We start from the raw sequence: 21,445 nt of genomic DNA on the forward strand, positions 1-21,445 counted from the left end.
GACTTCCCGGCGCACCTGTCGAGGATCTTAACGCGATCATGACGACAGCCGGGCATTCACACTCTCCCCTTCGGGGAGGGTAGGGTTCGCGCAATGCCCACGTCGACCGTCTCCGATCCCGCCCGCGACCAGTCGGTGCTCGCCGCGCTGCGCTCGCCGTCGCGACTGCGCACCGAGGTCCTCGCCGGACTCGTCGTCGCGCTCGCGTTGATCCCCGAGGCCATCTCGTTCTCGATCATCGCCGGCGTCGATCCGCGCGTCGGGCTGTTCGCGTCGTTCACCATGGCGGTGACCATCTCGATCGTGGGTGGCCGCCCCGCGATGATCTCCGCCGCGACCGGCGCGGTGGCCCTGGTGGTCGCACCCCTGGTCGCCGACCACGGTCTGGACTACCTGATCGCCGCGGTGATCCTCGCGGGTGTCGTACAGATCGTCCTCGCGCTGCTCGGTGTGGCGAAGCTGATGCGTTTCATCCCCCGCAGCGTGATGGTCGGGTTCGTGAACGCCCTGGCGATCCTCATCTTCATCGCGCAGCTCACGCACCTTTTCGGGGTGCCGTGGCTGGTCTACCCGATGGTCGCGGTCGGGCTCGCGATCATGGTGTTCCTGCCGCGACTGAACGCGATCGTCCCCGCTCCGCTGGTGGCGATCGTGCTGCTGACCGCGGCGACGGTGGCCTTCGGATGGAACCAGGTGCCGAACGTCGGCGACGAGGGTGACCTGCCCTCGAGCCTGCCCGCGTTCCTGATCCCCGACGTGCCCTTCACCTGGCACACGCTGTCGATCATCGCGCCGTACGCGGTGACCATGGCGATCGTCGGCCTGCTGGAATCGCTGATGACGGCGAAGTTCGTCGACGACATCACCGACACGCACTCCGACAAGACGCGGGAGAGCACCGGGCAGGGTGTGGCCAACATCGTCACCGGCTTCTTCGGCGGGCTCGGCGGCTGCGCGATGATCGGCCAGACGATGATCAACGTGAAGGTCTCCGGTGCCCGCACCCGCATATCGACGTTCCTCGCCGGCGTCTTCCTGCTGATCCTCGTCGTCGGGCTCGGCGACATCGTCGCCCTGATACCCATGGCGGCGCTCGTCGCGGTGATGGTGATGGTCTCGGTCGGCACCTTCGACTGGCACAGCATCACGCCGTCGACGCTGAAGCGGATGCCGAAGAGCGAGACCCTGGTGATGCTGCTGACCGTCGCCGTCACCGTCCCGACGGGCAACCTCGCCTACGGCGTCGGCGCCGGGACCCTCACGGCCATGGTGCTCTTCGCCCGCCGTGTCGCTCACCTCACCGAGGTCGTCGACGTGACCGGCCCCGACGCCGCCCCCGACACCCGCGTCTACGCGGTGCGCGGCGAGCTGTTCTTCGCCTCCAGCAACGACCTGATCTATCAGTTCGACTACGTCGGCGATCCCGCGAACGTCGTGATCGATCTCGCCGACGCCCACATCTGGGACGCGTCCACGGTCGCGACCCTCGACGCCATCACCACCAGATACGCGGCGAAGGGCACCGATGTGACGATCGTCGGTCTCGACGCCGCAAGCGCACAGCGACATTCGCGGCTCACCGGCACGTTGAGCGGCGCCCACTGATGTCGGGGACGCACCTGCAGATCGGCGAGGTCGCCGACCGTACGGGACTGTCGATCAAGACCATTCGCCACTACGACGAGGTGGGTCTCGTCGCACCGTCGGCGCGGTCGGCCGGTGGCTTCCGGCTCTACACCGACGTCGACGTCGACCGACTGTTCGCGATCCGCCGCATGAAACCCCTCGGGTTCACCCTCGACGAGATGGGGGAGCTGTTGCGGTCGCTGGCCGTCCTCGACGACCCGGCGTCCACCGAGGCCGAGAGGGGCGTCGCGCGAACGTATCTCGCCGACTGTCACGCCCGGGCCACGCAGGCGTGCGAGAAGTTGTCCACCCAGCTCGACTACGCCCGCGAACTCACCGCTCAACTCGCCGAACACGCCCCCTGACCCGATCCCGGGGGCGTGGACGACGGCTGAGCTACTTCTTCTTGCGGATGTTCTCGAACACCGTCGGATCGACCAGCGTCGAGGTGTCGCCGAGTTCGCGGCCCTCGGCCACGTCCTTGAGCAGCCGCCGCATGATCTTGCCGCTGCGGGTCTTCGGTAGCTCGGGCACCACGTAGATCTCGCGGGGCTTGGCGATAGGCGAGATGTCCTTCGACACCTGCGCCTTGAGCTCCTTGATCAGCTCGTCACCGGTGTCGGTGGTGCTGCCGCGCAGGATCACGAACGCGACGATGCCCTGACCGGTGGTCTCGTCGGAGGCACCGATCACCGCGGCCTCGGCGACACCGTGATGGTTCACCAATGCCGACTCGACCTCGGAGGTCGAGATGCGGTGCCCCGACACGTTCATCACGTCGTCGATGCGGCCGAGCACCCACAGGGCGCCGTCGGAGTCGTAGCGCGCGCCGTCACCGGCGAAGTACCACCCCTGCTTGGCGAAGCGGGACCAGTAGGTCTCCTTGAACCGCTCGTCATCACCCCAGATGCCGCGCAGCATCGCCGGCCACGGCTCGTCGAGCACGAGGTACCCCTGCTCGCCGTCGGCCACCGCGTTGCCGTCGTCGTCGACGATCTTGGCGCTGATGCCCGGCAACGGACGCATCGCCGAACCCGGCTTGGTCTCGGTGACACCCGGCAGCGGCGAGATCATCATCGCGCCGGTCTCGGTCTGCCACCAGGTGTCGACGATGGGGCTGCGGTTCGCGCCGATCACGTCGCGGTACCAGCGCCACGCCTCGGGGTTGATCGGCTCACCGACGCTGCCCAGCAGGCGGATCGAGGTCAGATCGTGCGCGTCGGGGATCTCGCGACCCCACTTCATGAACGTACGGATCAGCGTCGGCGCGATGTAATACGTTGTGACCTTGTACTTCTCGATGATCTCGAAGTGCCGGTGCTCGTTCGGCGAGTTCGGGGTGCCCTCGTAGACGATCTCGGTCGCGCCGTTCGACAGCGGGCCGTAGACGAGATAGCTGTGCCCGGTCACCCAGCCGATGTCGGCGCCACACCAGAAGACATCGCTCTCGGGGCGATGGTCGAAGACGTTGCGGAACGTGTAGTTGATCTGGGTGAGGTAGCCGCCGGAGGTGTGCAGGATGCCCTTGGGCTTGCCGGTGGTGCCCGAGGTGTAGAGCAGGAACAGCGGATGCTCGGCGTCGAAAGCCTTGTAGGAGTGCGTGTCTGCGGCCTCGGCGACCGTATCGTGCCACCACACGTCGCGGCCGTCGACCCAGTTGAGGTCGGGGTCGTGGCCGGTCCGCTTGACCACCAACACCTTCTCGACCGACTTCGCGGCGTCGTCGCCGGTGCCGAGTGCCTCGTCGACCGCGGACTTCAGCGGTGCAGGCTCGCCGCGGCGGTACTGGCCGTCGGTGGTGACGACGAGCTTGGCCGACGCGTCGTCGACCCGGGAACGCAGGGCGCCGGCGGAGAACCCGGCGAACACCACCGAGTGCGGCAGGCCCAGGCGTGCGCAGGCGAGGATCGTGACGATGGCCTCGGGGACCATCGGCATGTACACCGCGACGCGGTCGCCCGGCTCCAGGCCGATCTCGGTGAAGTAGTTGGCGGCCTTGCTCACCTCGGCGAGCAGGTCGGAATACGTGATGTCGCGGCTGTCGCCGGGCTCACCGATCCAGTGGATCGCGACGCGGTCGCCGTTGCCGGCGTCGACGTGACGGTCGATGCAGTTGGCGGCGACGTTCAGCTCGCCGCCGACGAACCACTTCGCGAACGGCGCGTTCGACCAGTCGAGCGTGTCGGCGAAGTCGGTCTCCCACTGCAGCTCACGCGCCTGCTTGGCCCAGAACGCCAGCCGATCGGCGTCGGCCTCGTCGTAGAGACCGGCCTGCGCGATCGCGTTCGCGGCGAACTCCGCGGGCGGCGGGTAGGCGGCCTGATGTTCGGGCTCGCCTGCTGCAGTGGACTGATCGGTAGCGCTGGACATGGTGTGTCGATCACCTTTCTCTTCCACCGCGCAGGGGAGGTGACCCCGTCGTCGGTGCTCCTCGCGTCTTCCATGGTGAGGGTAGTCACGTTGGGATCGCGTTGCAGGCGGTGGTGATGACCTGCGTCAGCGCCCGCCGGCGCCGTCGGCGAGCCAGCGCTCGCGGCGTTGCGCCTGCGCGACCGGATCCGGTACGGGCACCGCGGCCAGCAACTTTTTCGTGTAGTCGGCCTGCGGCGAGGTCAACACCTGCTCGGTGGTGCCGACCTCCACGAGCCGCCCGTTGCGCATGACCGCGATGCGGTCGGACACCTGCTCGACGACGGCGAGGTCGTGGCTGATGAACAGGCACGCGAAACCGTGTTCACGCTGCAGTTGGGCGAAGAGTTCGAGGACCGTCGCCTGCACCGAGACGTCGAGTGCCGAGGTCGGTTCGTCGGCCACCAGCAGGGTGGGCTCGAGCGCCAGTGCCCGTGCGATACCGACACGCTGGCGCTGGCCGCCGGACAGCTCGTGGGGATAGCGGTTGCGCATCGTCGAGGACAACCGCACCTGGTCGAGGAGTTCCTCGACCTTCCGATCCAGTGCCCCGCCCCGCATCTTGCGCTTGAGTCGGAGTGGCTCGCCGATGGAGTCGCCCACGGGGAATCGTGGGTTCAACGACGAACCCGGGTCCTGGAAGACGATGGCGACGTCGTCGCGGATGGCCTGCAGGCGACGGCGGTCGGGATCGATCATCGACGTCCCGACGACGTCCATCTCCCCGCCGGTCGGTGCGAGCAACCCGACGACGGCGCGGCCGATCGTGGACTTGCCCGAACCGGATTCCCCGACCAGACCCACCACCTCGGATCGGTCGATGTGGAGCGTGACCTCGTCGACGGCGCGGAACGCGGGGGCGCTGCCGCGGCCGGGGTACTCGATGACGGTGGCCCGCATGTCGAGCACACGGTCGGCGCCCGTGGCGGCGGTCTCGGTGGTGGCGCCCACAGCGCCCGGCGTCCCCGTCACCGATGGATCAGGCTCTGTCGCGACACCATCGGTGTCGGTGTGGGTGCCGAGGTGGGGGACGGCCTCGAGCAGCGAGACCGTGTACGGGTCGGACGCGGACTGGTAGATGTCGAGCGCGGTCCCCGACTCGACGACCACACCGTCCTTCATCACCAGCATCCGGTCGGCGATGTCGGCGACGACACCCATGTCGTGGGTGATCAGCAGGATGCCCGCGTCGATGCGGTCGCGGAGATCGCGCATCAACTCCAGGATCTCGGCCTGCACGGTCACGTCGAGCGCGGTCGTCGGTTCGTCGGCGATCAGCAGGCCCGGCTCGTTCGCCAGGGCCATCGCGATCATCGCGCGCTGCCGCTGCCCACCGGAGAGCTGGTGCGGGAAGGAGTCGACCCGTCGACCGGGTTCGGGGATGTCCACCATGTCGAGCAGCTCGATCGCGCGGACCCGCGCGGCCTTCGGTGTCATCTGCCGGTGGCTGCGGATGACCTCGGCGATCTGGAAACCGATGGTGTACACCGGGTTCAGCGCGGTCATCGGCTCCTGGAAGATGACGGCGATGTCGTTGCCGCGAACGGAACGGACCGTGGACGGCTTGGCGCCCACCAGCTCGTGTCCGCGCAGCGAGATGCTCCCGCCCACGCGCGCGTTCGCCGGGAGCAGGCCGAGCATCGCCATCGCGGTGGTCGACTTCCCCGAGCCGGATTCGCCCACGATCGCCAGCACCTCGCGCCGGGCGAGGGTGAAGTCGATGGTGTCGACGGCGCGGAACCAGTCCTTCTGCGTCCAGAAGTCGACGGTGAGTCCGCTGACCTCGAGGATCGGACCGTCGGCGCCCGCGCCGCCGGCGAGGATGTCCGCGGATTCTGCGGGTCTGCCGCGGAGCAGGGTGGTCAGATCGAACATGGGAGATCCTCGCTGGTGTGCTGGTGGCGTGCCCGGTGAGAGCATGGTCGGATGGATACGGTGACCATCCGGCCGCGCGGTGCGCTGGTGACGGCGTGCGTGTTGTGGGTCATCGCGGCGGCTTCGACGGTGTACGGGTTCACCCTCGGCGTGCTGCCCGGTCTGTCGGTGGCGGGACCCATGGTCCTCGTGGCGACGGCCGCGTGGCTGCTGCTGGCCAATCCGCATGTGCGCGTTGATGATTCCGCGATCGCGGTCGTCAACCCACTACGAACCTTCGTCGTCGACCTGCAGTCGATCGTCGATGTCGCGACCAAGTTCGCGCTGACCGTCCAGACGGCGAACGAGACCGTCGTGGCGTGGTCGGCCCCCGCGCCGGGTGGGCGTGACCACGTTCTCGGGGCCAGGGAAGGCCGTCGACGTCCCGAGGCGGGCGCCGTCCCTCGCTCGGCGATCCGTGCCGACGGCACGGTGGCACCCGGTGACCTGCCGGGTTCGGGATCCGGCGACGCCGCCGCGGTCCTCCGGAGGAGATGGGAGTCGGCCCGGGCCTCAGGCGTTCTCGACGATCTCCCGATCACCGGGGTGAGAGCGCACTGGAACGCCGCGTCGATTCTCCTGGTGGTGGCGGGAATCGTCACAACGGTGGGTTCTGTTCTGCTGACGTGACATCGGACGGGTCGTCGAGTCGCGGCTTGGCCGTCCGTCCGAGGAGGCGTTCGTACCAGCGCACCTTCGGGATGTCGCGCTGACGCGGGTCGTAGGCGTCGCGCAGGCCGTCACCGATGAAGTTGACGGTCAACGCGATGATCACGATGAACAGACCGGGCCACCAGAACAGCCACGGCCGCGTGGTGAACGCGGCCTGGTTCTCGGTGATGAGCAGCCCCAGGGAGGTGTCCGGACTCCGGACGCCGACCCCGAGATACGACAGCGACGTCTCCAACAGGATGGCCGTGGCGGTCATCAAGGTCGCCGAGACGACGATGACGCCCACGGTGTTGGGCAGGATGTGCCGGAAGATGATGCGCATCGACGACGCGCCGCCGACGCGGGCGGCGTCGACGAACTCGCGCTCGCGCAGCAGCAGGAACTCGCCGCGCACGACACGTGCCAGAGACGTCCACCCGACGAGTCCGATGACCAGTCCGATGATGACGACGCCGGACTGACCGAACTTCGCGCCGAGGGTCGCTGCGATCGCGATCACGGGGATCGTGATGACGACGTCGGTCGAGCGCATGAGGATCGCCTCGGTCCAGCCGCGGAAGTAGCCGGCGACGGCACCGATGACGGTGCCGACGATGGTCGAGGTGAGACCGGCCACGAAGGCGACCACGATCGACTGCTGGGCACCGCGCATCGTGAGCGCGAAGTAGTCGATGCCGATCGAGTTCTGCCCGAACGGATGCGAACCGAAGTGGAACGGGAAGCGATAGGTGGGGTGTCCGCCGTTCACCGTCGGCGACGGACTCGTGTAGTCCCACTTCCACCATCCGGGGATGCCTGCCCACCCGATCGAGCTGTAGACCAGGACGATCGTCAGGACGAGGATGGCGACGCCCACCATCGCACCGCGGTGGCGGACGAAACGTCGGTAGACCAATGAGCTCTGCGATTGTGCGGCGGTGGTCGGTTCGTCGGCCTCGGGTGTCGGCGGCCCGGTGTGGGCGGGCACCGATGGGTCGAACGGGGTGATCGGAGTCGTCATTGGAGCCGGATCCTCGGATCGAGTGCGGTGTACAGCAAGTCGGCGAGCAGGTTGAAGACCACGGCCGCGGTGCCGGTGACGAGGAAGAACGCCATGACCACGTTCGGGTTCACGTCCTTGAGCCCGGAGATGAACAGCGTGCCCATCCCTTTCCACCCGAAGACGTTCTCGGTGATGACCGCGCCGCCGAGGACGGCGGCGAAGTCGTAGGCGACGACGGTCGTCAGCGGGATGAGCGCGTTGCGGAAGGCGTGGCGCATCACCACGGTTCGCTCGGTGAGGCCCTTGGCGCGTGCGGTGCGGATGTAGTCCTGGTTCATCACCTCCAGCATCGACGCGCGCGTGTAGCGGGTGTAGCTCGCGAAGCTGATGAGGATCAGTGCCGTGGTCGGCAGCAGCAGCGACGTGGTGAGGTCGAGGAAGTGCTGCCAGGTGTTGCCGCTGAAGTTGGGGGTGGAGTCACCCACGGTCGGGATGGGGCGACCGAACTTCTTGTCGGAGAACCGGGCGAAGTTGCTGAGCACCCGGTCGAGAAGCACCATCAGGCCCGTACCGATCCCGGTGAACACCGCCGCGCGCACCGTGGGGCTGCGGTACTCCTCGCCACCGACGAACCATCCGACGGCCGCCGAGACGATCACGGTGATGATCAGCAGGACCACCAGGAAACTGATCGCGGGATTGCGCAGCACCGGTTGCAGGACCAGCCCGATGATCGTCCCGAGAACGGCAGTCATCACCGCCGACGAGAGGACCGGACGGGCGCCCAGGCCGGCCGTCAGCGATGTCGCCGCCAGCGCGATGAGCAGCGACAGCACCAGGATCAATCCGACACCGAGAGCGGGGCGCGCGAACCAGTCGACAGCCGAGAAGTACTGCAGGACCGCGACGACGACCACGAGCGACCCGCCGAAGGCGATGGCGCGTTTGCGTCCGTTGCCGCCGATCACCCCGGACAGCACCAACCCGACCAGCACGCCCGCCACCACGCTCACCCAGATCGGGATGGTGGGGCTGGCGAGCCAGTTGTTGAACTTGATCGCGCCGAACTCTTTGAGCAGCACCGCGACCCAGAAGATGGGCAGCGAGTAGAAGAGGAACGAGGCGAAGGTGATCGTGTAGTCGAAGCCGCTGTACTGACGCAGCGCCGAGAGGATGCCGACGATCACACCGAGCACCACGGCCAGGAACAGCGCCAGGATCACCAGGCGGAGCGTGGTGCTGATCGCGTTGCCGAGCACCGCGGTCACCTGCGTGCCGTCGATGGTCTTGCCCAGGTCACACGACACACCGGGGACGAAACAGCCACCCGCGCCGCGTAACCAATTGAGATACCGCAGGATCACGTTCTGATCCAGATCCAACGCCCGGGTGACCGCCGCGATCTTGTTGTCGCGGATGGCGGCGGGGAAGCTCTCGAAGTTCTGACGCGGGTCGCCCGACCACACGGTGAGCATGTACATCAGGAACGTCGCGCCGAGCAGCACGAAGAAGCTCGTGACGAGTCGGCGGACGACGAAGTAGAACGCTGGACTGCGAAGGAGTCGCCTCGGCGACCAACGCGCCGATGTGGGCGAGATCCCGGCGGTGGTGTCTGCGGGATCCGACGTTGCTGTCGACATGGTGTGTGAACTCTCGAGGAATGGGGCCGGTCATCGACCGGCGGAGGGCGAACGCCACCGAACCGGGTGGCGCGGACCGTGTCGGCCCGCACCACCCGGGGTGAGAGGTCAGGTCAGGACTTGACCCAGCTCGCAGCGTCGAAGGTGGCCTGCGTCTGGGTGGTGTTGAGCACCACGCCGGACACCCTCGGGCTGTAGGCGTTCAACAGCGGCCAGGCGAACACCGGGATGGTCGCCAGGTCCTTCCACAGGATCGTCTCGATCTGCTTGGTCAGGTCCAGCTGCTGCGACTTGTCGCTCGTCTGGGCCAGCGTGGCCAGCAGCTTGTCGACCTCCGGGTTGTTGTACTTGCCGTAGTTCTGATCACTCGTGGAGGTGAACAGAGGCGGGTTCTCCGACACGAGACCGCTGCCGCTCCAGGCGAACTGGGCCACGTCGTAGGCACCGCTGGTGGTGGCCACGCCCCACTCCTTGGGGGTGAGCGCCTTCACGTTGTACTTGAACCCGGCCTGGCCGCACGAGTCGGCGATCAGCTGCTGGGTCTGCTGACGACGCTGGTTCGGGTTGCCCAGGTAGATCGCGTTGACCGTGAGGTCGGTGACTCCGGACTTGGCGATGTCGGCCTTGGCGCCGGCGATGTCGACCGAGTCGTAGGCCTTGCCGCCGTCGGCGTCGGCCACGGTGGAGTAGCCGTCCTGGACCGGGTAGATGATGCGGGTCTGCATCAGATCCGCACTCGGCTCCACCGGCTTGATCAGCTTGTTGACGATCTCCTGGCGCGGAAGGCACTTGGCGATCGCCGAGCGCAGCAGCGGGTTGGCGAACTTGCCGCGGAAGTTGAAGTCCAGGTGGTCATACGAGAAGCCGGGGCCGGTGTTGATCTTGGCCGCGTCGCCGAGTCCCTTGAGCGACGAGATGAGGTCCACGTTCGGCTGCGGCTCGATGACGTCGGCGTCACCGTTCTGCAGCGCCTGGACCTGCTGCTCCTGCGGGATGAACTTGATGGTGATCCCGCCGTTCTTCGGCTTGGTGCCCCACCACTTGTCGTTGGGGACGACGGTGATCGACTGACCGGCCTTCCACTCGCCGAGCTTGTACGGACCCGACGACGGGATCTGATCGGCCGAGGGCAGCTGTCCGGGCGCGAAACCGACCCACTTGTTGTTCCAGTAGTCGGCGATCTTCGCGATGGCCGCCTTGTCGTCGTTCTTGACGGCCTCGGCGACGTTGGTGCCGGTGGCCTTCTCGATCACATGCGCGGGCAGGAGCGGCTGGTTCTGGGTGCCCAGAGCGGTCTGCCAGTCACCGAACGGCTTGGAGTAGGTGACGGTGAAGGTCTTGCCGTTCGGATCGTCGGTCGGCTTGTTGATGTCGGAGATACCCGTGGTCGAGACCGGCTGGAACTCGCTGTACTGCCCCTTGTGGGACAGCCAGAACAGGTACCAGTCCGACGTGGTGACCGGCACGCCGTCGGACCAGACGGCCTTGTCGTTGATCGTGTACTTGACCGTCAGCGGATTGTCGGAGACCTTCTCGAAGGTGCCGTAGTCGGTGTCGCGCGCGACGTTGCCCTTGGGGTCGACGTGCGAGAAGAAGCCGAAGGTCTGGTTGGTGACGACCGCGTTGGCGACGGCGTTGGCCGCGGCGTTGTCGTTGTTGTACGCCGAGAACTCCTGCTCGTAGGCGTAGCTGATCTGGTTCTGGTTGCCCGCTGCGCTCGAGGATGCGCCACCGGAGTCACCCGTGTCGTCATCGGAACTGGTGCACGCTGTGGCGACCATGCTGGCGACGGCGATGCCGACGACCGCGGATATGAGTCTTCTGGACTTCATCGTTTCCCTCTTGCTTGTGAACGGGTGACGGCCTTGCGACGAGTTCGTTGAATGTGGACGAATCGTGGCCGAACGTTAGCGAACCACACACACCCCCGGCGGCATTACCCGGGAATTCACTTTCAACACGAACGAAACATTCGACCCCCGAAATCGACGATTTGTCGCATTGGTCGGACCGCTCGCGGTGGCGCTCGTCACGCCGCCTCACGACGGAGTCTGCCGACCGGCCGCAAGGGGGACGCGAACCCGCGCACTAGAGTTCGGGTGGTGACCGACCCGCTTGCGCCCCTCCTCGATCTCCCGGGCGTCGCGGAGGCCGCCGATGCCGCGCGCGAGGCGCTCAGTGCCGTCCACCGCCACCCGGTGAACCTGCGGGGATGGCTCGACACCTCCACCGAGGCGTCCTGGCGGGCTGCGCACTCCTCGGCCGCCATCGACGGCGTGAGTGCATCGTTCGATCGGTCCGACGACGTCGACGATCCGGTGTTGGCCGGCGCGCTGCGGGTGGCACTCGCGCTCACCGGCGACTCCCTCGACGCGCTGGTGTCGGTGTGGACGCGGGCACCGTTGCAGGCACTCGCCCGATTGCACCTGCTGGCCGCGACCGACATCGTGACCGACCCCGACACCCTGGGGCGTCCCCGTGTCGACGCCGAGGTGTCCGAGCGCCTCGAGATGCTCGCCCAACTCGTCACCGGAGCCACCACGGTCGCCGCCCCCGTCCTCGCCGCTGTGGTGCACGGCGACCTGATGACTCTTGCGCCGTTCCCGGTCGCGAACGGTGTGGTGGCACGCGCAGCGGCCCGTCTGGTCGCGGCATCGACCGGCCTCGATCCGCACAGTCTCGGCGTCCCCGAGGTGACGTGGCTGCGCCGCGTCGACCAGTACCGCTCGGCGGCAATGGCATTCGGCGCCGGTACCGGTGACGGTGTGCGTGAATGGGTGCTGTTGCACTGCGAGGCGTTGTCGGCCGGTGCGGTGGAGGCCAGGTCGATCGCCGAGGCGCGTCGCTGATCGATCCCCGGCGAAAGCCGTCGATGCAGAGAATCCTGTCCCACAAAGTATTACGGGCGGCCGGGGTGATCCGAGGTGGATCATCCTGGCCGCCCGTCAGCACGGATCCGGGTTACCAAGCGTGCGCGGTGGGTTGCGTGGGTGGCCTCGGCGATGGACCGCGATGCGAGGATCCGCGACGCCCACCCAAGGGTCGTCGTGGTTCTCGCTGATCGCGATGTCGCAGGCCCGCAACACTTCTGCCTGTCGCGGCGTGCTCCGCGTGGGTGCTCGATATCCGTGCTGGGTCACGACGTTCGGGGGTCCGCTCCTTCTCTTCCGAAGTGGACGTTGCCGCTCGTCGATCCCGTGCCTCAGTTCTACACCGTGATGGCCGTCACATCAAGGGTTCGATGGTTGCGATTTCACCGTCGTCACCCCAGTCGGGGTCAGAAGGCCCGAATCGTCAGCGGGACTTGCGGTTTCGGCCCTTGTGTAGCGCGGCGTAGGTGAGTCCGCCGGCCACGACGGCGCCGACACCGACGGCCGCGGCACCCGTGAGCGTGCCGCGCGACGGCGCGCCGGGGATGCGCTCGCGCAGCGACACCGGGCGGGAGAACGTGAGCACGGGCCAGCCGTGAGTCGCTGCGGCCCTGCGCAACTGGCGATCGGGGTTGACCGCGGTGGGGTGACCGACCGCGGCGAGCATCGGGAGGTCGGTGATGGAGTCGGAGTACGCGAAACACGCCTCGAGGTCGTATCCGCGTCGCGCGGCGAGTTCCTCCATCGCTGTCACCTTGCCGTCGCCGTAGCAGTAGAACTCCACCTCACCGGAGTAGTGCCCGTCGACGACCTCCATGCGACTGGCCACGGTGGTGTCGACGCCGAGCATCTCGCCGATGGGCTCCACGATCTCGCTGCCCGACGCCGACACGATCACCACGTCGTGTCCGCGGGCGCGGTGGCCGGCGATGAGGTCGGTGGCCTCGGCGAACACCAGCGGGTCGACGATGTCGTGCAGCGTCTCGGCGACGATGCCCCGCACCTGATCGACGTCCCACCCGGCGCACATCTGGGTGACGTGCCTGCGCAGCCGCTCCACCTGGTCACGATCGGCGGCGGTCAGCAGGAACAAGAACTGCGCATAACTGGATTTCAGAACCGCCCGACGATTGATCAGTCCTTCGTCGAAGAATGGGCGAGAAAATGCGAGCGTGCTCGACTTCGCGATGATTGTTTTGTCGAGGTCGAAAAATGCGGCGACCGAGGTGTCGGCGGCGCCTGCCGACCTCGGGACACCGTCTCGGCCGGGCGGGGTCACGGTCACCAGCCGAGCGTACGTCCCCGGCGGCCTCACGGCGCGGTGCTGGTGGGGCACACCTCGAGGTTTCGTCTGGTCAGGCGCCGAAAACTACCCGGGGGTAACAACCGTCGGTAACTTGCATTACACCGCGCGGCGGTGTGTATAGTTGTTCTTACCCGGTTCATCCGGGGCTTTCAGCCCGACCCCCCGGGGCTGAAACGCGACGACCCTGGCCTCCTCCCCCCCTGGCCGGGGTCGTCCTCTATTTGCGGCCCTTTTTCGAGCATTGCCGCTGGTGCAGATCTCTTTTTCTCAACATCTGTCATGCTGCGTTTTCTCGTGATGTCCAGTGCACAGGTGTACCGATTGTTCGACACAGTTGTGCACAGATGTCGACTCATCCACACAGTCGCCCTGTTCTCGGGGTCGACGGGCTCGGTGCATGGGTGTGCACAGCGATCATCGTCGCCATGACCGATCACTCGCCCATCCCCGATCGACGACTCGGGACCGATCAACTCCTCGCGCTCGTCGGCGTGGAGCTGCGCGACGACGTCGCGCGCTGCGCCGCGGCGGCCGGCTACCAGGTGGTCGACGCCACTGCCGCGACCGCGCGTCGTGCGTGGTCGGAGTCGGCGGCCGTGGTCGTCGACGCGGCGGCGGCCCGCGAGCTGATCGCGCTGGGGTGGCCACGACGGCGATCGGTACTGGTCGTGGGACCCGCCGAGGTCGATCCCGGGCTCTGGCGCGCCGCGCTCACCCTCGGCGCCGAGGACGGACTGGTCCTGCCGGCCGACGAGCACGCCGTCGTCGGTGCGCTCAGCCGGTATCGAGCGCCACGACGTCGCGCGGGCGCGGCCGTCGCGGTCCTGGGTGGCCACGGCGGGGCCGGTGCCTCGGTGCTGGCGGCCGCGGTCGCCACGCGGGCGGTCGATGACCTGTCCGGATCGGCGCTGCTGCTCGACCTCGACGAGCTCGGCGGCGGCATCGACCTGATCTTCGGGGTCGAGGATTCCGCCGGGCTCAGATGGCCCGATCTCACCCTCGACGGCGGCGCGGTGTTCGCCGACAGCCTCCACGCGGCCGTGCCGCACGCCGCCCCGGGTCTCGCGCTGTTGTGCCCGCGCCGAGGGGTCGACCATCGCATCGGTGTGGATGCGGCCGTCGCGGTCATCGAGGCCGGTCGCGACAGCGGCGACGTGGTGGTCGTCGACCTGCCCCGCGCCACCGATTCGGTCTGCCGGGCCGTCGTCGAGTGCGTCGACCTGGTGGTCGTCGTGACCACCGCGACCGTGCGCGGCTGTGCGGCCGCCAGGGAGACCGTCACCCGATGGCGTCCGGTGACCGACCGTCTCGGACTGGTGGTGCGCGGACCCGCGCCCGGCGGACTCACCGCCTCACAGATCGCGACCATCGTCGACATCGACCTTCTCGCCGCACTCCGTCCACAACGACACCTCGCCGTCGCCATCGAGTCGGGCCGACTCCCACTCGGCCGCCGTTCACCGCTCGGTGCGGCTGCCGACGCCGTGCTCGATCGTGTCCTCGACGTGGCCGGACTCGCGGCATGAGCAGTCCCGAGTCGAGATCGGACCTGCTGATCCGTGTGCGTGAGCGTCTTGCCGCCGAGTCGGCGGATCCCACCCCGCAGGTGATGGCCGATGCCGTGCGGGCCGAATCGGGCGGAGTCCTCGGCGACACCGACCTCCTCGAGGCCCTGCGCTTCCTGCAGACCGAGCTCGTCGGCGCCGGACGGCTCGAGCACCTGCTGTCCGATCCCGACGTCGCCGACATCCTCGTCGTCGGCCCCGACCAGGTGTGGGTCGACCGAGGGAGAGGCCTCGTACCGAGCGCCGTGCGGTTCGACGACGACGCCGCGGTCCGACGCCTCGCCGTCCGCCTGGCGCTCGGGGCGGGCAAACGACTCGACGACGCGGCGCCATGGGTGGACGGCCAGCTCAGCAATGTGGGCCGTCGCGGCTACAGCGTGCGCCTGCACGCCGTCATCCCACCGATCAGCGTTGACGGCACCTGCCTGTCGCTGCGGGTGTTGCGCCCGGCCACCCAACACCTCGGGGCGCTCGTCGAACGCGGGGCCGTACCGCCGGAGATCGCCGAGCTCGTCGAGGCGATCGTCGCCGCACGCCTGGCGTTCCTCGTGGTGGGCGGTACCGGGGCAGGCAAGACGACGTTGTTGAGCGCCATGCTCGGCCGCGTCGATCCGGCCGAGCGGATCCTCGTCGTCGAGGACGCCGTCGAACTCGCGCCCGCCCACCCGCACGTGGTGCGCCTCGTCGCCAGGACCGCGAATGTCGAGGGCGCCGGCGCGGTCGCCGTCCGCGATCTGGTGCGCCAGGCCCTGCGGATGCGGCCGGACCGCATCGTGGTCGGCGAGGTCCGCGGGCCCGAGGTCGTCGACCTGCTGACCGCACTGAACACCGGTCACGAGGGCTGCGCGGGAACGCTCCACGCGAACTCCGGGGCGGAGGTCCCCGCGCGGATGGAGGCGCTCGCCGCCCTCGGCGGAATGGATCGCACCGCGCTGCACAGTCAGCTCGCGGCCGCGGTCCATGTGGTGGTCGTGGTGGCGCGTGATGCCGACGGTCACCGCGGTGTCGCCGAGATCGGGATGGTCGATCGCGGTGCCGACGGATGGGTGCACATCGAGCCGGTCTGGCGTCGCGACACCGGGTTCGGATCCGCTGTGGATCGCCTGCGCACGGTGATGGCGCAGCGCTGCACCGGGATCGCGCGGTGAGTGCCGTGGCGGCGGCGGTGGCCGCACTGCTGCTGCTGTGGCCGCACGCGCGACCGACCAGCCGTATCCGGGGCCTCGCGCCCGAGCAGACGCGACGGCGGACGAGCGTCCCGCTCGGCGTGCTCGCCGCCGGTGGTGCGGCCCTCGCCGCGGTCGTGGCGTTCGGTCTGTCGGCGGGCGTGGCCGCGACGATCGTCGGTGTCTCGTTGCTGCACCGCGCGGGCCTGCGTCGGCGCGAACGAACCGACTCGGCGGCCCTCGGCCTCCTGCTCGACGCCGTCGCGGTGATGATCGCCGAACTGTCGGTCGGCGCCCACCCGGCGCGCGCGTGCCGTCAGGCCGCCGACGATGTCGCCGCGGCGTGCGATGTGGCGCAGCGTGATTCACCGGGATCGGTCGTGTCGGTGGTCACGAGAATGGCCGGTCGAGCCGAACTCGGCGGCGATGTCGCGGCCGGTGTCGAGAACGCCGGCGCGGTGCACCAGTCGTCGTGGGATCGGGTCGCCGTCGCCTGGCGCACCGCCGAACAGCAGGGCCTGCCGATGGCCGACCTGCTCTCGGCGGTCCGAGACGATCTCGTCGCTCGACGTCGCTTCACCGAACGCACCCGCGCAGCGCTCGCCGGTGCCCGAGCGACGGCGACGGTGCTGGCCTTCCTCCCGGTCCTCGGGATCGGTCTCGGCCAGGCGATGGGCGCGTCACCGCTCGCCGTGCTCACCGGCGGCGGCCTCGGCGGCATCCTGCTGGTGATCGGTGTGGGTCTGGTCGCCGTCGGTCTGTGGTGGACCGAGAAGATCACCGCGAAGGTGATGACACCGTGACCGTCTCCTGGATCGTGGCCGGAATGGCAGCTGCGGTCGGACTTCTCGTGATGCCGCCCCCTGGATGGACGGTGTTCCGGATCGCGCCTCCACCCCCTCCGGACCGCAGCCCGCGCTGGCTCGGTGTCACGCGGCCTCGCGACGACCCGTTCGCCACCGCCGCCGGGTACGACCTCTTCGCGGTGTGTCTGCGAGCCGGGATGCCGGTCGCCTCGGCCGCGGCGGTGGTCGCGCGATCGGCGCCGCCCGGTCTCGAGGCGACACTCACCCGGGCCGCGGAACTGCTCGCGCTCGGTGCCGACCCGGCCCAGGCGTGGGAGACCCCCGAGAACGCCGGACCGGCGGCGACGTCGCTGTGCGCCATGGCCCGTCGCTCCGCGCGTGCCGGCTCGTCGCCGGTGCGCGGGCTCGGCGAACTGGCCGAGGCCGAACGGGCCGCCGCCCAGGACAACGCCGCTGCGGCCGCCGAGCGCGCCGGGGTCGCCATCTCCGGGCCGCTCGGCCTGTGTTTCCTGCCCGCGTTCGTCTGCCTCGGCATCGTGCCGGTGGTGATCGGACTCGCGGGCCGAGTTCTCGGCGGAGGGGTGCTGTGAACGCACCGGCTCCGACCGATCCAGAACGCGGCGGAGACCTCCGTCGCGCATCACCAGGGGAGAAACGATGAGCACCAGATGGATTCGAGACCTGCAGACGCAGATCATGATCGCGGCCACCGACGAGGACGGAATGTCGACCGCCGAGTACGCGATCGGCACGATCGCCGCCGCGGCCTTCGGGGCGATTCTGTACACGGTGGTCACCGGCGACAACATCGTGTTGAGCCTGACCGGGATCATCACCAAGGCGTTGAACACCGCGGTGGGGTAGCGCCACGCCCCGTCTCGCTCACGCCCGCACTCGCGGGCGTGGGCGGGACTCAGCGGTTTGTCCACCTCGCACGGCGAGGATGAACCCGTGTGGTCGTATAGCGTGCGCTGTATGCGATTCGAGGCTGCGGACGCGTGGAGGACCAGTCGAGCCGATGACCTCATCGAGAATGGCTGACCCAGGCCGCCCCGCGATCGACCTTCTGATCCATCTGGTCACACCTCCATCCGACGGTGGAGTCGACGGCGTCGATTGGGATCGATTCGGCGACGTACTCGGATTCGAGGCACCGTCGGACTACCGAGAAATTGTCGCCCGATATGGGGTGGGCTGGTTCTCGGGGGAATTCTTCGTGTTCGCTCCGGGCGGCGAAGAAGGCCAGAACATCTACGACGAGAACCAGACGATGATGGACATCATCGGCGACCCGCAGTGGCAGGAATCAGCCGACGAGACCGGCGAACAGTGGCTGAATCCGGACGGCGCAACGACATTGATCGACCTGTCGGACCCCCGCGAGATGTTCGCGCCGTGGGGCGGAGGATCTGATGGCGCCTACGGCTTCTGGCACAAGGTCGGGGACGACCCCGACAGGTGGCCTGTGGCCTACACCGACCTCGCGGGATCGTGGCTGTACGACCGCGGTGGGCTGGCGTCGTTCCTGGTGTCCGCGCTGACCGGCCGATTTCCCGAGGACAAGATCCACCCAGTGGTCTGGGAGTCTCCCGAGTTCATCCGGTTCCCGAACTGATCGCGTCGGGTCTCAGCGGATGTCGACCTGCTTGCCGGTGCTGTCGCGCTCCTCGGTGCCGTACCAGGCGGCGAACTCCTTGACGCCCACAGCCTTCAGTCGGCGAAGGGAGATGTAGACGACCGCCTTGGGGGCGAGTGCGAGTCCACGTTTGTCGGTGATGGCGCGGACGCGCCGCTGCAGCATGTCGTCCTCGTTGGCCTCGTCGATCCGCACCCGCGGGAAGCCACCGCTGGTGAGGTAGATGTCGGCGTCGAATGCCATGTTCCCGCCGCACACCGCGAAGCTGCGTCGGTTCGCGTCGGCCTCGTGACGGGTCGCCCACCACTGCAGCAGATGACCCAGCCGCCAGAAGGTGCCGACCGCGTTGAAGACGTACCCGGTCGACCCTTCGTCGGTGCGGGCGCGCAGGCGTCCGGCGACCAATCGTTTTCCGTCGAGGAGCGGTGTGATGACGCGGCTCAACCAGTCCGTGCGTGGGAGGCAGTCGGCGTCGGTACGGGCGACATAGTGTGCGCCGGTGGCGATCGCGTGCCGTGCGGCGGTGTCGACCGCGCAGCCCGTGCCCTTCTCGCTCTCGGTGATGAGCTCGACCGGGACGCGGGGGTTCGACGCGATGTGCGCCGCGACGACGTCGCGCGTGCCGTCGGTGCTCGCGTTGTCGACCACGATCACCCGGAACGTGTCGAGTACGCGGCCGTCGCCGACCACCCGGAACTCTTGGCGGTCCAGGGCCCGCAGCGTGTGCGCTATGTATTTCTCCTCGTTGTGGGCCGGAACGATGACCGCCACAACGGATTTCTGTTCGACCGTCACGCAGAACCTGCTGCCGGGCGCACGCCAGTGTGCATGTCGAAATGTAAACACGAGGTTGCGTAATTCGCCGCAATTTTCAGATGAACACGTCAGAAATTGTGAAACGCGACGAACCTGACGTCCGTACGCGGTGACCACGGGTCCCGTCGAGCCCAGCCATCCGGTCAGCGGATGTCGATCTGCTTTCCGGTGGTGTCGCGGTCGTCGGTGCCGTACCAGGCGATGTAGTCCTTGGCGCCGAGTCCCTGCAGACGGCGCAGCGACATGAAGACGACGGCATCCTTGGCCAGGGCGATCGCGTCACCGCCGGCGACCTTGCGCACACGGACCTGCAGCACGTGGTCCTCGTCCTCGTCGTCGATCTTCGTGCGCGGGAAGCCGCCGCTGCGCTCGTAGATGTCGGCGTCGAACGCCATCGACGGTCCGCACACCGCGAAACTACGGCGCTCCTCGTCGGGCATGTTGCGCGTCTTCACCCAGTCGACGGCGTGGCCGACCCGCCACAGCGACCCGACCGCGTTGAACACCTTCGCCGTCGAGCCCTCGTCGGTGCGGGCGCGCAACCGTCCGCCCACCAGGCGCTTGCCCTGCAACAGCGGCCGCAGGAGGTTGTCGAGCCAGTCCGGTGCGGGAATGGTGTCGGCGTCGGTGCGGGCGATGAACACCGCGCCGCCGGCGATCGCGTGACGCGTCCCGGTGTCGACCGCGCAGCCGGTGCCCTTCTCGGTCTCGGTGATCAGCTCGAAGGGAAAATTCGTGCCCGCGGCGATGAAGTCACGGACGAGGTCGGCGGTGCGGTCGGTGCTGGCGTTGTCGACGACGATGACGCGGAATCCCCCGAGCACCTCGCGCTGGAAGAGGCTGTCGAACCGTTGGTCGTCGAGGCCGCGCAGCGTGTCGAGGATGAACTTCTCCTCGTTGAACGCCGCGACGACCACAGCGACGCGGGGCGACCCGTTACCCGACACGGGGACCAGTGAACACGATCGGGACGGCGGTGACCATCATCTGATCGACGCTCAGCGGACGTCGGCTTCCATGCTCTTCCCGGCGCCGTCGCGGTCGTGATACCAGGCGACGAAGTCCTTCACCCCGAAGGCCTCCAGGCGACGCAGGGAGGTGTAGACGAGGGCGTCCTTCTGCAGAGCGATGGCGTCACCGCCGGCGACGTGCCGAACGCGCTGCTGCAGCACGTAGTCGTCGTCGAGGTCGCTCATGTTCGTGCGCGGGAAGCCACCGCACTCGGTGTAGATCTCGGCGTCGATCGCCATGTTGTTGCCGACGACGGCGAAGCTGCGCCGCTGATCGTCAGGACCGCGGCGGGTCCGCAGCCACTCGGCGGCGTGCCCGACACGCCACAGATGACCGATCGCGTTGAACGCGAACGAGGAGGTGCCCTCGTCACTGCGGGCCTTCACGCGTCCACCCACGAGGTGCTTGCCCTCGAACAGGGGGATCAGCAGGTGGGCGAGCCAGTCGGTGGCCGGGAGCGAATCGGCGTCGGTGCGGGCGATGAACTTCGCGCCCAGCTCGATCGCCCGCTTGGCGCCCGAATCGGCCGCGCAACCGCTGCCCTTCTCGGTCTCGGTGATGATCTCGACGGGGAAGCGGGTGCCGGCCTCGATGTAGGCGTTGACCAGCTCCGCGGTCGTGTCGGTGCTGTTGTTGTCGACCACGATCACCCGGAAACCGCCGAGAAGATCGCGGTGAACGGTGGAATCGAACTCCTGGGCGTCGATCGCGCGCAGTGTGTCGAGGATGTAGTCCTGCTCGTTGTACACAGGGATGATCACGGCGACCGAGCATGTGCCTTGCGTCATGACGATGAGTAAACACCGGGAGTCCGGCCCGCGCGTTGTTCGTAGTGGGACCAGAACCCGAACTCTTCGACAACTGTGATGCTGCCCGAAGCATGACGAATCGCTCACCTGCGATGACGGGGAACCACCGCGGGTGTCCCCGCGTCGGAGTGACATGGTTCTCACTTCGCCCCGCCCCCGTGCCCGCCGCTGTGATGCGGGTCGCCGCGCGGCGCGACGGCTGGCCGACGACGGCGGC

The 21,445-nt window shown here is 68.1% G+C and carries 19 protein-coding genes; 10 read left to right on the forward strand and 9 right to left on the reverse strand.

The features are described from left to right. The first annotated feature begins 93 nt into the window (after positions 1 to 93). Positions 94 to 1,605: a SulP family inorganic anion transporter gene (locus TU34_RS03795; protein ID WP_045821499.1), complete on the forward strand. Its 1,512-nt coding sequence runs from the start codon at positions 94 to 96 to the stop codon at positions 1,603 to 1,605. Continuing rightward, positions 1,605 to 1,991: a MerR family transcriptional regulator gene (locus TU34_RS03800; RefSeq protein WP_045821500.1), complete on the forward strand. Its 387-nt coding sequence runs from the start codon at positions 1,605 to 1,607 to the stop codon at positions 1,989 to 1,991. The genes TU34_RS03795 and TU34_RS03800 overlap by 1 nt, the downstream gene beginning before the upstream one ends. A 31-nt stretch (positions 1,992 to 2,022) precedes the next feature. Here TU34_RS03800 and acs read toward each other — a convergent pair whose 3' ends face one another. Further along, complete coding sequence (gene acs / locus TU34_RS03805) at positions 2,023 to 3,996, reverse strand: acetate--CoA ligase (protein ID WP_045821501.1); 1,974 nt, start codon at positions 3,994 to 3,996, stop codon at positions 2,023 to 2,025. 126 nt (positions 3,997 to 4,122) lie between these two features. Next, positions 4,123 to 5,826 (reverse strand): dipeptide ABC transporter ATP-binding protein, encoded by a 1,704-nt coding sequence (locus tag TU34_RS03810; protein ID WP_045821576.1) that lies wholly within the window; start codon positions 5,824 to 5,826, stop codon positions 4,123 to 4,125. 135 nt (positions 5,827 to 5,961) lie between these two features. On the opposite strand from TU34_RS03810, the gene TU34_RS03815 reads away from it, so the two are divergent. Next, positions 5,962 to 6,579, forward strand: coding sequence for a hypothetical protein (locus TU34_RS03815; RefSeq protein ID WP_150116386.1), 618 nt, complete (start codon positions 5,962 to 5,964; stop codon positions 6,577 to 6,579). Here the strand turns inward: TU34_RS03815 and TU34_RS03820 are convergent. The 3 genes from TU34_RS03820 to TU34_RS03830 form a co-directional block, all read right to left on the reverse strand. Beyond that, positions 6,548 to 7,621, reverse strand: a complete 1,074-nt coding sequence (locus TU34_RS03820; protein WP_065973477.1) for an ABC transporter permease — start codon at positions 7,619 to 7,621, stop codon at positions 6,548 to 6,550. The genes TU34_RS03815 and TU34_RS03820 overlap by 32 nt on opposite strands. Further along, positions 7,618 to 9,243, reverse strand: coding sequence for an ABC transporter permease (locus tag TU34_RS03825; RefSeq protein WP_082079810.1), 1,626 nt, complete (start codon positions 9,241 to 9,243; stop codon positions 7,618 to 7,620). Before TU34_RS03825 ends, TU34_RS03820 begins: the two co-directional genes overlap by 4 nt. Positions 9,244 to 9,356: 113 nt before the next feature. Further along, complete coding sequence (locus TU34_RS03830; protein ID WP_045821503.1) at positions 9,357 to 11,075, reverse strand: ABC transporter family substrate-binding protein; 1,719 nt, start codon at positions 11,073 to 11,075, stop codon at positions 9,357 to 9,359. Positions 11,076 to 11,342: 267 nt separating this feature from the next. Between TU34_RS03830 and TU34_RS03835 the strand changes: the two genes are divergently transcribed. Beyond that, positions 11,343 to 12,092, forward strand: a complete 750-nt coding sequence (locus TU34_RS03835; protein WP_045821504.1) for a hypothetical protein — start codon at positions 11,343 to 11,345, stop codon at positions 12,090 to 12,092. Between the two features lie 445 nt (positions 12,093 to 12,537). Here TU34_RS03835 and TU34_RS03840 read toward each other — a convergent pair whose 3' ends face one another. Next, complete coding sequence (locus TU34_RS03840; protein WP_045821579.1) at positions 12,538 to 13,392, reverse strand: HAD family hydrolase; 855 nt, start codon at positions 13,390 to 13,392, stop codon at positions 12,538 to 12,540. Between the two features lie 452 nt (positions 13,393 to 13,844). Here TU34_RS03840 and ssd point away from each other — a divergent pair, with 452 nt between their 5' ends. The 6 genes from ssd to TU34_RS03870 all read left to right on the forward strand — a co-directional run bounded on the left by ssd (position 13,845) and on the right by TU34_RS03870 (position 18,571). After that, positions 13,845 to 14,945 (forward strand): septum site-determining protein Ssd, encoded by a 1,101-nt coding sequence (gene ssd / locus TU34_RS03845; RefSeq protein ID WP_045821580.1) that lies wholly within the window; start codon positions 13,845 to 13,847, stop codon positions 14,943 to 14,945. After that, a complete protein-coding gene (locus TU34_RS03850; protein ID WP_045821505.1) occupies positions 14,942 to 16,132 on the forward strand; it encodes a TadA family conjugal transfer-associated ATPase in 1,191 nt (396 codons plus the stop codon). The genes ssd and TU34_RS03850 overlap by 4 nt, the downstream gene beginning before the upstream one ends. Then, positions 16,129 to 16,953 carry a type II secretion system F family protein gene (locus TU34_RS03855; protein ID WP_045821506.1) on the forward strand — a complete coding sequence of 275 codons (825 nt, stop codon included), beginning with the start codon at positions 16,129 to 16,131 and terminating at the stop codon, positions 16,951 to 16,953. The genes TU34_RS03850 and TU34_RS03855 overlap by 4 nt, the downstream gene beginning before the upstream one ends. Before the next feature lie 23 nt (positions 16,954 to 16,976). Then, positions 16,977 to 17,546, forward strand: coding sequence for a type II secretion system F family protein (locus TU34_RS03860; protein WP_045821581.1), 570 nt, complete (start codon positions 16,977 to 16,979; stop codon positions 17,544 to 17,546). 67 nt (positions 17,547 to 17,613) lie between these two features. After that, on the forward strand, positions 17,614 to 17,820 hold the full coding sequence (locus TU34_RS03865; RefSeq protein WP_045821507.1) for a DUF4244 domain-containing protein: 207 nt from the start codon (positions 17,614 to 17,616) through the stop codon (positions 17,818 to 17,820). 169 nt (positions 17,821 to 17,989) lie between these two features. After that, entirely contained in the window at positions 17,990 to 18,571 is a 582-nt protein-coding gene (locus TU34_RS03870; RefSeq protein ID WP_045821508.1) for a hypothetical protein, read from the forward strand. 12 nt (positions 18,572 to 18,583) lie between these two features. Here the strand turns inward: TU34_RS03870 and TU34_RS03875 are convergent, their stop codons facing one another. From TU34_RS03875 to TU34_RS03885, 3 genes are all read right to left on the reverse strand, one after another. After that, positions 18,584 to 19,387, reverse strand: coding sequence for a glycosyltransferase family 2 protein (locus TU34_RS03875; protein ID WP_238981157.1), 804 nt, complete (start codon positions 19,385 to 19,387; stop codon positions 18,584 to 18,586). 164 nt (positions 19,388 to 19,551) lie between these two features. Next, positions 19,552 to 20,355, reverse strand: a complete 804-nt coding sequence (locus TU34_RS03880; protein WP_045821510.1) for a glycosyltransferase family 2 protein — start codon at positions 20,353 to 20,355, stop codon at positions 19,552 to 19,554. Positions 20,356 to 20,406: 51 nt separating this feature from the next. Beyond that, positions 20,407 to 21,207 carry a glycosyltransferase family 2 protein gene (locus tag TU34_RS03885; protein WP_045821511.1) on the reverse strand — a complete coding sequence of 267 codons (801 nt, stop codon included), beginning with the start codon at positions 21,205 to 21,207 and terminating at the stop codon, positions 20,407 to 20,409. Positions 21,208 to 21,445: the final 238 nt, after the last annotated feature.

Source organism: Williamsia herbipolensis (assembly GCF_000964005.1).
GTDB lineage: Bacteria > Actinomycetota > Actinomycetes > Mycobacteriales > Mycobacteriaceae > Williamsia_A > Williamsia_A herbipolensis.